Genomic DNA, 13,457 nt, shown 5'->3' with positions numbered 1-13,457 from the left:
TCTCTGCCATAACATAGCAAGATTTATTATGGGTTACGACGTGTTTGAAGGAAACCAAAAGGCACCTGCATTGGAAATCCAATGTATGCGGCATTCAACGCTTTTTGAGCGTCTGGGGAGCCTTTCTCTGAAACCAGCTTTTTTGATCGTGACGACTGGTGTGATCAGCACGTTTGCGGCGACGGATGCCTTAAGCCGAACCCCAAATAAAGACGTAATCAGAGTTAGTTGCGTGGATCAAACACCACCAATGCAAACCCTTTGCCAGACGCTCATTCAAATGCTGTCTGAACAGGCTCCGAAAAAAGTAATTCGTCGCGTTGAGCGGTCAGATGTGGTTCCCACCCGTCCAAATGATATTGGATTGGATTTGGCTGTGTCTTCCAAGAGCAACGGGGTATTTTCTGGCAGAATCGGAGTGTTCAAAGCCGGAAAAAGCGCTGGCCACTATGGGTCAGAAGTACGTATGACGTCACACAAAAAGAATGATGTGACGGAATACAAAAAAATTGTCACAAAGTTGCTCGACAGTTCGCGCAGACTTAGATTTACCTTACGCCAGTGACTTGGCGAGCAATCAGATAAACAGGATTTAAAGCGCCAATGTGTTTATTATGTATGATGGAAGCAGGCACGCCGCTGCCGAGCCTAGCCCCTGATTTTGCAGTTGTTCGTGAAACGTTCGGCGATGCCAGAAGCGCTATTTCTACCCAATATGGCATGAATGTAAATGACAGCTTCGTTGGAACAATCACGGCCGGTGATACAGATTTTGTCCGAATTTCTCTTGTTGAGGGCTATGCTTACGACATTAACCTTTCTGGGATTGGCGGCGGCGGCGGCAGTTTGACAGATACATATTTGTATCTTGCGGATGCATCCGGAACGGTCATTACACAAAACGATGATGGGGGGGCTTTGAGGGATTCCCAAATTACTTATGTTGCCCAGACAACGGGGACATATTACTTAGTTGCAGAGGCCTATAGCCCGACCCAAACAGGGACGTACACGCTGACTGTGGAAGATACACTTCCGCCGATACCGGCACCGACGGCAACCTTAGATGAGCTGGCTTTGTTTTTGACCGAAGGCTATTGGGGTGGGTCCCAACGCCAATTTGATACATCGCTTGATAATGTCATCACGGTAAACATCTCTGCTTTGACGGGGCAGGGGCAACAGCTGGCTCGCTGGGCTTTTGATGCGTGGGAAATGGTCGCGGACATTGAATTCAGTGTCACTGGTGGATCGGCAGACATTACCTTTGACGATGATCAAGACGGTGCCTTTGCTCAGTCTCAGGTGTTCAATGGGTTTATTGAATCCTCAACTGTTAACGTTTCGTCCGATTGGATCAGCGATGCGGGCGCGAGTTTAGACAGCTACACATTCCTGGCCTATGTCCACGAAATCGGTCACGCGATCGGTCTTGGTCACCAAGGTGACTACAATGGGAATGCGACTTATGGCACCGATAACACCTTCGCCAATGACAGCTACCAAGTCTCCGTGATGAGCTACTTTAGCCAGACCGAAAATTCGACGGTCGTGGGCAGCTACGGAACACCGCTGACAGTTATGATGGCCGATATCGTAGCGATCCAAAACCTCTATGGGGCGCCAACTGAGGTGTCCGCCACAGGGGGGGATACGGTTTGGGGGCGCGAGTCCAGCCTCGGAAACTACCTTGATCAGTATTTTGCGACGGTCACAGGCTCGCCGAACTCCTCGATCAATGCGTCGGCGCCGATTGTCGGCACAATTTACGACCAAAGCGGCGTCGATACGATCGATTTGTCCTATTTGACGACCAACAACCGTATTGATCTGAACTCGGAAGCAATTTCAGACTTCGGGGATCAGGTTGGAAATCTCGCGATTGCTCGTGGGACGCTGATTGAGAATTACGTTGGGGGCTCTGGGACCGACAACGTTACCGGAAACTCGGCAAGCAACATGATCAACGGAGGCGCTGGTAATGACATCATCGTTGGTGGTGGTGGCGGAGACACGATCTACGGTGGGGACGGGTTTGACCGGATCAACACCGGGAGCGGCGATGACTTCATTTATGGCGGAGATACTGCGGCCGACCTGCGCGACGAAATCTCAACGGGTGCCGGAAACGACTTTGTCGATGCAGGATATGGCAATGATGAAGTCTATGGCGGTTCTGGGGATGATATCATTCTGGGCGGCTTCGGAGTTGATCGACTGATTGGTCAGGACGGAGACGACGTGATTACTGGGTCGGCGTTTAGCGACGCGATCTTCGGCGGCAATGGCGACGATTTTATCAATGGTGGCTTTGGTAGTGACCGTGTGAACGGCGGGGCCGGTGCAGACGAATTCTACCATATCGGTCTAGCTGGGCATGGGTCCGATTGGATTCAGGACTACACATCTGCTGACGGCGACGTTCTGCTGTTTGCAAATGGGGATGCCTCCGTAGATGACTTCCAAGTAAACTACGCGAATACTGATCGCGTCGGTGACAGTGGTGTTGCCGAAGCATTCGTAATCTACCGCGAAACTGGCCAGATTCTTTGGGCTCTGGTCGACGGCGAAAGCGAAGCAGAGATCAACATTCGCATCGGCGGTAGCACTTTCGACATTTCCTGATCTGGCAAAAGCAAAAGCCCTATGCCTTTGGCGCGGCTTTGGCTTCTTTTGGGTCCAGCATGTCTTCGTAATGTTCGATCGCGCGTTCTACGCGTTCGTAGTAGAACAACCGGCCATTTTCGAGCACCGCCCCAGATGTGCACATGGCTTTCATTGTGGCTGTGGAGTGACTTACAACAATCGCGCCGGCTGTTTTCATCCGATGCATAAAAATGGCGTGACTTCGTTTGCGAAAGGCGGCGTCGCCGACACTTGTGACTTCGTCGACCAAGTAGGTGTCGAAAGGAATCCCCATGGACACACCAAATGCCAGTCGGGATCGCATACCAGAAGAATAGCCTCTGAATGGCATATGAAAGTGATGTCCAAGAGCCGCGAAATTGCGGACAAATTCGACCAATTGATCTGAATCTGCCCCATATATCCGAGCCACGAAACGCGCATTTTGAGCGCCCGTTAAATCGGGGTGAAAGCTGCCTGCAAAGCCCACCGGATATGAAATCCGACCCTTACGAATAATCTCGCCGCTATCCGGGCGAACGGTGCCCGCAATCATACTTAGCAAGGTGGATTTCCCCGCGCCGTTTCTGCCGAGCAACGCGATCGACTCGCCGGAGGGGAAAACATGATGAATGTTGTTCGCAACAACCGTCATCGTGCGCCGTCCTTTGTAGGTTTTGGTCAAACCGCGTAGTTCAATCATGGGCTTAGGCTCTGTCGCGAATGCTGTAATACACCAAGGAGGCGATCGTCCAAAACAGGAAGGCAAAGACCGCAACCAATAGCAATATGGTTGAACGTTCCGGATATAGTGCCCGCTCTGCGATTGACGGTTTTAGGTAGGCCGCCAAATAGCGGCTTTGGCGCTGTGCATCCGCGATCGACCCGTCGTAGGTCGCAAGGGAGGTGATATAAGCGCTTTGGGCGAACTCTAAGTCCACATTAAGCCGCTCGAATTCACCGATAATCGACACGTAGTCTTCGCCTGCGGAATCGCTGCCAGCCCCGAACTTTGCGCGTTCATCAACGATGCGATCCTCGATAACCTTAATGCGATTTTCAGCCTGAAGGATGCGAGGGTCATTTCGCCGCGTGGTTTCACGCAGAAGATCAAGTTCAATCAAGGCCGCGGCAAGTTGTTGCTGCAGGTTGTTGAGAATGCCCATTTGACCCTGAAGGTCTGCCTGCGGATCGACAATTTGAGTTTCTGCGCGGTATTCCAGAATGGCCTGCCGGGCATTCTTGAGCTTCTCTAAGGCGGTGTCGAGTTCTTCACGTGCATACCGCGTGGCGTCTTCGCGTGCGATCGCGCTGAGCTCATTGATCATCTCAGAACTCTTGTCAAAAATCGCAGTCGCGACTTGAAAGGCTTCGTCTGGATCAAATGCGTTTACACGTATTTCGATCAACCCTGTCCCGCTATCATAGAAAATTTTAACCATCTGCCCCCAATAGGCCGTCAAGTCCTCGATGGTGCCGCCAGGTTTTAACGAGAAGTACGGGTCCTCGTCATGGTGGCGGGTATAAATCTTATGCAGGTCGAGATCCTCGTGTATCGCGCTTACCAACTGCTGGCTTTGTATGAATTCATACAAAATGTCTGTGTCGGAAGAACTCGAACCGGAGAAACTCGAGAGGCCGCCTAACAGATCAGCAGCTGCGCTTGAGGCCTCAGCTGTTCTGACCGTAAAACCGACCGACGAGGAGAACTGGTCCTTGGCCATAGTGAACAGATAGAGGGCCGCGCCGCCAACAGGCAGTGCAAAAAAGATGAGGAAGCTGACCAACAACCACAGATGCCTGACGCGTCCCCGTGCGAGTTGCGCAGGTGAGTGGGGAAGTCTATTTGGCTGATTTTTAGACATTGTGACCTAGCTGCTCTACGCGGCACATTGGCGGCCGCCGTTTCGTAACGTATACCTTCGTTTGGAAGCATTGTGCAACAAAACTGGATTTGGCTTTATGGCATCTGATACATGGACCGCTTTGCCTAGATTTCGCACGGCACGGGCTATCATCGCGCTTGTCTTGCGGGAGATGTCTTCTACCTATGGCAGGTCTCCAGGTGGCTACATCTGGGCGTTGTTAGAGCCTATCGGCGCAATAGCCGTGCTGTCGTTTGTTTTCTCCTACGCCTTTCGGGCACCGGGGCTGGGCACTAACTTCCCGCTCTTTTATGCAACGGCCTTTTTGCCGTATATGATGTTCCTTGATGTTTCGACCAAGGTTGCGCAGTCGATCCTCTTTTCACGGCAGTTTTTGAGCTACCCGTCGGTGACGTTCATTGATGCTTTGGTTGCGCGGTTTCTGCTGAATATTATTACTCATATCATGGTGTTTTACGTCGTGATTGTAGGCATTCATTGGGTCTTCGATTTCAGCTCGATTATCGACTACAAGTTGATTTTCCTTGCCTTCATTGTCGCGTCATTTTTTGCCATGGGGGTAGGGGTCGTAAACTGCTTTTTGTTCACAATGTTCCCAGTATGGCAGTCCATATGGGGCATTTTGATGCGACCTATGTTCATTGTTTCAGGGGTGTTCTTTTTGTTTGAGGATGTCCCGACCGAGCTTCGCGATTACCTGTGGTTCAATCCGTTGATCCACATCACCGGATTGATGCGCGCGGCATTCTATCCGACCTATGATGCAAGCTACGTGTCCCTGACTTTTCTGTTTTTGACGTCTGCAGTGTTGCTGAGCCTTGGGCTTGTACTGCTTCGGCGGTTTTACCGTGATCTTATTGAAAGATAGACAGGCTGTGTTGAGCATTGATTTGCAAACTGATACTCAACCACAGGTTTATCGCACAGAGAGCGCGGGTATATGTCGAGATCAATTTTCAGGAAGATAGCCAGCGCCATCGGTTTCTTCTTACCTCGACCGGTCTTGGACTATTATGCGTTCCGTGTTTGGCGATCAGAGCATTTTGACAGGAACTTTTATCAAGGCGTTAACCAAGGCCTGAACCCTTTGTTTCGGTCTTTTCCTGCGCGACATTACGTTCGCTATGGCGAATCCCTAGGTTGGCAACCAAACCCTGATTTTGCGCCGGCTGAGTATCTTCAGGTAAATCCGGATCTGAGCAAAGCGGGCCTAAAGCCATTTTTGCACTACATCCGTTCTGGCGCCCGAGAGGGTCGGGTGACTAGGAACCTCACCGTTGGGATGGGCGCATATCAAGCTGGGACGCCCGACACTCGTTTTCTTGCCTCGTTGGCCCCGATGCAAACCGGCGCGCGGTTTGCCGTCCATGTTCATCTTTTCTACTTTGATATGTGGCGCGAGTTTGCAGATCGATTGAGCGAATTGGACATCGAATTTGATCTCTTCGTAACAGTTACGAAATATGGGGATCGTTCTGACGAGCTGAGACAGGACATTTTGGGTGACTTTCCGGATGCGGTCGTTGTTTTCATGCCCAATCACGGTCGAGATATTTTCCCGTTTGTACATCTCGTCAACGCGGGGCTGCTCTCGCGATACGATGCGATATGCAAAGTTCATACCAAGAAATCACCTCATCGCGAGGACGGGGATGTTTGGCGGGATCACCTTGTATCGGGCCTTATGCTCGGTTCAGAGACAAGCGCGCATTTGGACGCGTTTCTTGCGGATAAAACAGCCAGCATTTGGGTCGCGGACGGTCAACACTACAACGATACGGCGTGGTGGGGGTCAAACCAGAAACACACCAGCGATATCTTGAGCAAGGTTGAGATACCGTTCAACAAAGATCGTTTGTCGTTTCCCGCGGGTTCCATGTATTGGCTCAAGCCGCAACTTGTGGCGACGATCAAAGGTTTGCAGCTAACAGAATACGACTTCGAGCGAGAGCTTGGTCAGGTTGACGGTACTTATGCCCATGCGTTCGAGCGCGCCTTGGGGTATCTAGCAGAGGATGGCGGGCATTCGATTGTGCAAACCTCGCAGCTCAAAGGTGCGCCCGTCGCTTCAGATGCGCGCAAGCCTAGTTTTGTCTCTGCATTCTACCTGCCACAGTTTCACCGTGTGGCTGAGAATGACGCATGGTGGGGGTCTGGCTTTACCGAATGGGTAGCCGCCACGTCTGCCAAACCCAATTTCAAAGGTCATGCCCAACCTCAGGTTCCGGGAGCCCTTGGCTTTTACGACCTACGCCAAACCGAAGTTTTAGGAGAGCAGGCCAAACTTGCGCGCGCTGCGGGTATTGATGCGTTTTGCACCTATTTCTACTGGTTCGACGGTCAACGTATTCTGGAAGAACCGATTGACCGTTTACTTGACCAGACAGATGTAGAATTTCCGTTTTACTTGTGTTGGGCGAATGAAAGCTGGCGACGGAATTGGGACGGGATGTCTGGTGAAATTCTGATGCCTCAGTCTTATGGCGACGGGTTTGAGGAAACTTTGGCAGCTGATACGGCCGTCTACATGCGGGATCCACGATATCAGCGTCCCGATGGGGTGCGGCCAAGGTTTGTCATTTACCGCCCCGAAGATATGCCAGATCCGGAAGGTAGCATTGCCAAGCTACGTCAAGGCTGGCGCGATGCAGGTATCGGCGAAGTAGAGCTGGGGGCTGTGCTGTTCCATGTTGAGGGGGAGCATGTCTTCGACCCCGATCTACTGGATTTCTGGGTTGAAATGCCGCCACATAATCTGGTCAAGCCGCGCAACTATATCCTTGGAGGACCGGAAGAGCCCCAGATCGATTTGAAGCCAACGGCGGGTTTTCAAGGATTGGTCTATGACTTCCGAGGTGTCATTGCGAACAGCAGCAGCGTGGAATACACGGCGACACTGCCCAAGAACACAATCGCCGGTGTAATGCCGTCTTGGGACAATACGGCGCGCCGTGGGGTGCAGGGCCATATTGCTTGGGGCGCGAACCCCATGACGTTCTATCAATGGCTGCGCGACGTCAACGAACAGAGGTTAGAGACGTCGTACGGCGAGGAGCTTTTTGTAAACGCTTGGAACGAGTGGGCCGAAAAGGCCATGTTGGAGCCGTCTGCCCAATACGGTGATGCGCAGTTGAGGGTCTTGTCAGAATGGACGTGAACTTGACCGACATTTGTTGCATAGACCGTTTGACGAGAGTTTGGGGCGGGACGTCATGTCAAAACTAGTACTACACATCGGGACGCATAAAACCGCCACGACGACGATTCAAAAAACGTTGCATCACAACCGGACAGTGGCGTTTGAAGCCGGGCTGGTTTACCCAGACCTGCCCCAACAGCACCACGGTCTCGTCACCGAATGGATTAAGCTACCGGAATTTTACCATTACCCTGCCGGCGCACGTGCGCATTGGGAACACATTACCAAGACAAACGCATCGAGTGACAGAACGGTTCTGATCTCTAGTGAGGAGTTCTCGCGGGGCTCGCCTAACAATCAGGTGAACTTCACAGAGCTGCGCGAGTTGGTGGCTGATTTTGATGAGATCGAGGTCGTGTGCCTGATACGGGATCAACTTAGCTTGATCCAATCGATTTTCTTCGAAGTATACCGCAATCATGGGCGGCCGGGTTGGAACAACTATTTTGCGGGATGCCTCAAAACCAAACTCGCGACAGGGGTCTATCTGGACTACAGCGCTCTGTACGATCGATTGCTGCAAGATTTCTCGGCCGACGAGATCACCTTCCTTCCGTTTCGGCCGAGTGCAGGGCCGAGCAACCCGTTGGCAACATTGATGACTCATATGGGTTTTGCTGACCTGTCTGACAAAATGTCTCAGGAAGATGCCAATAGGTCGTCAGATCCGCTTGCCACTTGGCTGTCGATTCAAATCAACAGCCCAAACGGGTTTGATGAGGATTTGGCCAAGCAGATTGTACCTTTGTTCGAGGGTCGAAAATCACTCATGTACACACGACCTGAAGCCCAGCAAATTCGCGCAGCGTTTGAACCTTTGAACATGCGGTTTCTGGAACGGTATACACGTTTGACTGCCGATGATCTGAAAATGAATGCGTATGATGAAGAAAGCTATTTCTTCCGTGATCGAATGACGGCTCTGAAGTGGATCGAGCTTGCGCGTTTGGTCCGTTCGGATGCGACTTGATCAGTGATGAAAAGTTTTCCGATCAGATTTCGGCGTCGTTTGGGTCTCTTGCCCAAGAGCAAAGCTTTGGATCTGTATAGACAGAAGTCACAGTTGTTTACAGCTTATGAGCCTTTGTTGCACTTCCATGAAGATCACTTCGCGACGCAGCGGCAGAGTGAAGAACATATTTCCCGGCACGTGCCGACCTGTGAAGTTTTGCACGCCGGTCGTGACGCGCCGGCGGCGGCGAAAGTGCCCACGAGCGCAAAGTTCTTGGATCTATACAACTTTCGCGAGAGTTTTGTAGACCCAACCGGTTTGACGGCCCGCCAACGGCAACTGCTTCTCGCGACCCAAGCCCGCACAACCCATCGCGGACAGAAAGTGGCCCTGTTTGAGTACCGAACACCGTTGCATAACGAACTTCGAAAGGGGGGGCTCCGAGTGACAGGGAGCCACTATGTAGAAGATCGCTCAGACCCCAATTTTCAGGATATGCAGGGCTTGGGCTATGCCGATGGCATGTTTGACTTTGCAGTGCACAGCGATGTGCTGGAACATGTGCCCGACCACAAAGCGGCTTTGGCCGAAAGTTATCGTATCTTGAAGCCGGGTGGCTGGAGCATTTTCACCACGCCGATGTTCCCGATGGAGAAAAACATGCTTCGCGCAGAAATCGGGCCAGACGGAACGCTGATCCGTCATTTGCCCGATGAGATCCATGGGGACAACCTTACAGGTGGGATACTGGCGTTTCACAACTTTGGGTGGGAACTGGTGGAAAACTTGCGGGAAGCGGGCTTCTCTGAGGTCTCGGTAGAGGTCTGCCTTGCCCCTGAGCTAGGACTCTACTCATCCAATTGTCCTTTGTGGACAACATTTGATCCGTTCCAGCCTGGAAATATGCTGCCGTTGGTTTTCGTGGCCAGAAGGTAAAAACGATCTGTGTCACATCTTACTGTGGAATATGATATTAAGACGGCGTGAGCGACCGTTGAGCCGACTCATCGCAAGTCTACCAATGAGCGCGTCGCCGCCGTGGGCAGAGACCGAATATTGTCCACCTGACGCGGTACGGGTGTCAGCTTGTTCACTACCATAGACCTGCTCATCAGACGACGTGACCAAGTTCAGGGTCAGGGCACTATCACCATTGAAGATGACGGTATCACTCTCGGCGGCACCTTCTTCCAAAACATCAATGGCGTCTCGAACCGATTGGATTTCGACCAAGGATGCATCGCTGCTGATTAGAGCGTCTTTAACTATTTGTGCCGCAGTTTCGAATTCTGAGATCCGCCCCCGCTGATGAAAGGTCCCCTCTGAGCCCTTGGTTTATTCTAAGTTCGTTAGGCAAATTGATTGTGTTCACTTTTCTTCACGCCTCACGATAGTGGTAACATTAAAGGACACCGCTCCGACCGCATACCAACCAACGTAAGAGGCGAAAAAAATAATAGGAGCTGGCAGAAGCGGTAAATCGTCAACCCGGAAAATTAGGAACACCCCAAACCAAAAAGAACCAAATGATTGAGAGAATGGTCGCCTTGAGATGTCGAACTCTACTTTCCGCATCTCAAAAATTACGCTAATCACCACAATGATCGGAACCATTGCCAGAAAGATCAACTCTATTTCGAACATAAGGTTGTGCTGGAAAACTACGCTAAACAGGGCCCAAATAGCGATAGTTCCGAACTTTAGCGCATGCACTAATTTACCCGCTCCAATGCGAAAGTGTAAATAAGATATAGTTCTGATCATTGAGTAGCAGCAACCAAATGGTATCTTTACGCCTAGTACTACTCACCGGCTACAATTAATCCAAAACCTCAACAGCCGTGAGATATCCGACTGTTACAACTTCGCAGTCTTTCGCTTCCATCCGTCATTTCGTGAAACTGTGGTCGAAGTTTTTGAAGAACAGACGCGGCCTTACCGCGGCAATTCGCTCAAGACCTGCGCAAGCGCCGCCTGCCAGTCTGAGCCGGAAATTCCGTGCTTCTGCTCGATCAAACTGCAGTCGAGCCGCGAGTTCAACGGCCGCGTGGCTGGCGTCGGATAATCGGCCGTTGCAATGTCGCGGACCTTGGTCTTCATCTGGGCCTGCGCGAAAATTTCTCTCGCGAACTGGGCCCAGCTGACATTCGGTGTGCCTGCGAAGTGATAGGTTCCGGACGGGCCGCCCTTGCCCAAGCTCGTGGCCAAATCCATGCAGGCCTGCGCGATGTCGCGCGCGGCTGTTGGGCCGCCGATCTGGTCAGCGACGACAGTCAACTCGTCCCGTTCGGCGCCGACGCGGAGCATGGTTTTAACGAAGTTGTTGCCATGTGTTGAGAACACCCAAGATGTGCGCAGGATAGCGAAACGGCCGCCTGCCGCGCGGATCCCGTCTTCGCCCAAAAGTTTGGTCCGGCCATAAGCATTGAGCGGGGCGGGTGTGTCATGCGGCGTGAAGGCCGCTTCGCCAGACCCGTCGAACACATAATCCGTCGAGATGTGAACAAATGGCGTTCCCAATGCCGCACATGCGCGGGCCATCGCGGCGGGCGCGTCCCCGTTTATGATGCCTGCCGCATCTTCATCGGTTTCGCATTTATCCACGGCAGTGTAGGCGGCGGCATTGATCACAAAATCAGGCTCTAACTTCGCGATAAGGGCGGCACAGGCTGCAGGATCGGATAAATCCGCACGCTCACGGCCAACACAAGTAACGCCTTTCAGTGCCGCAAGCTCGCGGGCGACCTGTCCTGTTTTGCCAAAGACCAATCCAGACATTCAGCCCGTCCCCAACCGTGCGCCAACCCCGTCGCGGTTTTGCAGAGCTTTCCACCACGGTTCATTCTCTAGATACCATTGAACAGTCATTTTTAGACCCTGTTCCAGCGTAACGGATGGCCGCCAGCCAAGCTCGTTGCGGATTCTGTCAGCATCAATTGCATAGCGAAGATCATGGCCCGGTCGGTCGGTCACGAAGGTGATTTGCGCTTCATAGGCCGTATCTTTGGGCCGCATTTGATCCAACAGCGCGCAAATCTTGCGGACGATATCGATGTTGCGGGCCTCGTTTTCGCCGCCGATGTTGTAGGTCCGGCCGTTCGCGCCTTTTTGCAGAACGGTCAGCAAAGCGTCGGCATGATCTTCGACATAGAGCCAGTCGCGCACATTTTCCCCTGCGCCGTAAACTGGAATTTCTTTGCCCGCCAAAGCGTTCAAAATCACCACTGGGATCAGCTTTTCGGGGAAGTGATAGGGCCCGTAGTTGTTCGAGCAATTGGTCAAGACGAAGGGCAACCCATAGGTTTCCCCCCACGCCCGCACCAAGTGATCCGAGCTGGCTTTGGACGCGGAATAGGGACTGTTCGGCGCGTAGGGCGTGTCTTCGGTGAACATCCCGTCAGCGCCAAGCGTGCCATAGACTTCATCGGTCGAGATATGGTGGAACCGGAAGTTTTCCGGCCGCCCCGCAGCTTCCCAATAGGCCAATGCGGCCTGCAATAGGGTAAAGGTTCCCATGATATTGGTTTGCAAGAAGGCCTGCGGGCCATCGATAGAGCGGTCCACATGGCTTTCGGCGGCCAGATGCATCACAGCGTCGGGCTTATGGGTGTTAAAAACGCGCGCCATGGCATCTGCATCGCAGATGTCGGCTTTCTCAAAGGTGTATCCTGCGGCATCAGACACTGAGGCAAGATTATCCAAACATGCAGCATAGGTCAGCGCGTCGACGTTGACGACTTCATGGCCATCACGGATCGCTTGGCGCACAACGGCAGACCCAATAAAGCCCGCGCCACCTGTTACAAGAATTTTCATTGCAGGCTCTTTCTCTATTCAAATGGCGATGTGAAATCGACGAAATCTATGGCTTGCGCATCCTTGCCTGACAGCACGGCCTTTGAGGTTGAGAGGCCCCAATCGATCCCCAAACTTGCGCTGGCAAAATGCACGGAGCCATCGCACTCTGGGGCATATACGTCGGAGCATTTGTAGAGCACCTCGGTATTTGGTGTCAGCGTTACAAAGCCATGCAGAAAGCCCTTGGGCACCAGCAACTGCAAACCATTCGCGGCGCTCAATTCGACAGCCACATGCTGACCATACGTCGGGGAGCTTCTCCGAATGTCGACAGCCACATCCAAAAGGGCACCCGCCCCGCAACGGACAAGCTTGTCCTGCGCATGCGGCGGGCTTTGATAGTGCAACCCGCGCAAGGTCCCGACTTCGGCAGACAGGGAATGATTGTCTTGAACGAAATCAATCTCAAAGCCAGCACGCGCCATCGTCTGACTATTCCAAACCTCGCTGAAATAACCTCTGTCATCGCCAAAGCGTTTCGGGGCCAAGATAACAACGCCCTCTAGGGCAGTTTTGGTGACGTCCAATGTACTTTTCCTCAGGTTTGCTGGGGACGACCTAGCAGTGCTAACCGGCCTTGTCACCAGTTCGTGCCATACATTTGCGGCAAGTTCAGTCACCTTCATGCATGGATTAAAAACCCGCTAAGACAGCGGAAAGGTCTTAGGGTATCGCAAACTGCATGACGATTTCATCGAACAAGGTGAGATAAGTGGCCCAAACCGCGTTTTCAGGCTGGCACGATTGGCCAGGGGCCGTGCTGAGTGTGGCAGTTTGATGTCGCTAAATCGGGCACGGCTTGGGTCTCAGATATCCCTTACATCAATACCTAAGAGGGGTTCCTGTGTCCGGCCGTTGGGCTACGAAAGCCAAAGCAATCCGTCTTGATCCAGACAGACCAGAATTCCCAATATATCAGTCGGGATTGGGCTGCATT

At 52.4% G+C, this 13,457-nt stretch carries 12 protein-coding genes and 1 pseudogene; 8 read left to right on the top strand and 5 right to left on the bottom strand.

Annotated features, from left to right (window positions below):
- The first annotated feature begins 28 nt into the window (after positions 1-28).
- Together Q0746_RS05585 and Q0746_RS05580 are read left to right on the top strand one after the other, a co-directional pair.
- On the top strand, positions 29-565 hold the full coding sequence (locus Q0746_RS05585; protein WP_298258118.1) for a hypothetical protein: 537 nt from the start codon (positions 29-31) through the stop codon (positions 563-565).
- Between the two features lie 38 nt (positions 566-603).
- Positions 604-2,625, top strand: coding sequence for a M10 family metallopeptidase (locus tag Q0746_RS05580; protein ID WP_298258116.1), 2,022 nt, complete (start codon positions 604-606; stop codon positions 2,623-2,625).
- Between the two features lie 19 nt (positions 2,626-2,644).
- On the opposite strand, the gene Q0746_RS05575 is transcribed toward Q0746_RS05580, so the two are convergent.
- Both Q0746_RS05575 and Q0746_RS05570 read right to left on the bottom strand, forming a co-directional pair.
- Positions 2,645-3,328 carry an ABC transporter ATP-binding protein gene (locus tag Q0746_RS05575; RefSeq protein WP_298258113.1) on the bottom strand — a complete coding sequence of 228 codons (684 nt, stop codon included), beginning with the start codon at positions 3,326-3,328 and terminating at the stop codon, positions 2,645-2,647.
- A gap of 4 nt (positions 3,329-3,332) precedes the next feature.
- Complete coding sequence (locus Q0746_RS05570; RefSeq protein WP_298258111.1) at positions 3,333-4,415, bottom strand: sugar transporter; 1,083 nt, start codon at positions 4,413-4,415, stop codon at positions 3,333-3,335.
- A 172-nt stretch (positions 4,416-4,587) separates the two neighbouring features.
- Between Q0746_RS05570 and Q0746_RS05565 the strand changes: the two genes are divergently transcribed.
- From Q0746_RS05565 to Q0746_RS05545, 5 genes are all read left to right on the top strand, one after another.
- On the top strand, positions 4,588-5,379 hold the full coding sequence (locus Q0746_RS05565; protein ID WP_298258109.1) for an ABC transporter permease: 792 nt from the start codon (positions 4,588-4,590) through the stop codon (positions 5,377-5,379).
- 390 nt (positions 5,380-5,769) lie between these two features.
- Complete coding sequence (locus tag Q0746_RS05560; RefSeq protein WP_298258108.1) at positions 5,770-7,668, top strand: glycoside hydrolase family 99-like domain-containing protein; 1,899 nt, start codon at positions 5,770-5,772, stop codon at positions 7,666-7,668.
- 55 nt (positions 7,669-7,723) lie between these two features.
- A complete protein-coding gene (locus Q0746_RS05555; protein ID WP_298258106.1) occupies positions 7,724-8,680 on the top strand; it encodes a hypothetical protein in 957 nt (318 codons plus the stop codon).
- 66 nt (positions 8,681-8,746) lie between these two features.
- A complete protein-coding gene (locus Q0746_RS05550) occupies positions 8,747-9,598 on the top strand; it encodes a class I SAM-dependent methyltransferase (protein ID WP_298258104.1) in 852 nt (283 codons plus the stop codon).
- Between the two features lie 150 nt (positions 9,599-9,748).
- The gene (locus Q0746_RS05545; RefSeq protein ID WP_298258102.1) at positions 9,749-9,916 is read left to right on the top strand and encodes a hypothetical protein; all 168 of its coding nucleotides are present in this window, start codon (positions 9,749-9,751) and stop codon (positions 9,914-9,916) included.
- Between the two features lie 681 nt (positions 9,917-10,597).
- Here the strand turns inward: Q0746_RS05545 and rfbD are convergent.
- The 3 genes from rfbD to rfbC are packed head-to-tail and all read right to left on the bottom strand — an operon-like array spanning position 10,598 to position 13,047.
- Complete coding sequence (gene rfbD / locus Q0746_RS05540; RefSeq protein WP_298258100.1) at positions 10,598-11,440, bottom strand: dTDP-4-dehydrorhamnose reductase; 843 nt, start codon at positions 11,438-11,440, stop codon at positions 10,598-10,600.
- Complete coding sequence (gene rfbB / locus Q0746_RS05535) at positions 11,441-12,478, bottom strand: dTDP-glucose 4,6-dehydratase (protein ID WP_298258098.1); 1,038 nt, start codon at positions 12,476-12,478, stop codon at positions 11,441-11,443.
- 14 nt (positions 12,479-12,492) lie between these two features.
- On the bottom strand, positions 12,493-13,047 hold the full coding sequence (rfbC, locus tag Q0746_RS05530; RefSeq protein WP_298258096.1) for a dTDP-4-dehydrorhamnose 3,5-epimerase: 555 nt from the start codon (positions 13,045-13,047) through the stop codon (positions 12,493-12,495).
- Between the two features lie 121 nt (positions 13,048-13,168).
- Here rfbC and Q0746_RS05525 point away from each other — a divergent pair.
- Positions 13,169-13,457, top strand: a pseudogene (locus Q0746_RS05525) (IS3 family transposase); the annotation flags it as partial.

This window comes from uncultured Litoreibacter sp. (assembly GCF_947487515.1).
GTDB lineage: Bacteria > Pseudomonadota > Alphaproteobacteria > Rhodobacterales > Rhodobacteraceae > Litoreibacter.
The sequence above is the reverse complement of the archived record's forward strand: the minus strand, read 5'-3'. Positions and strand labels throughout refer to the sequence as shown.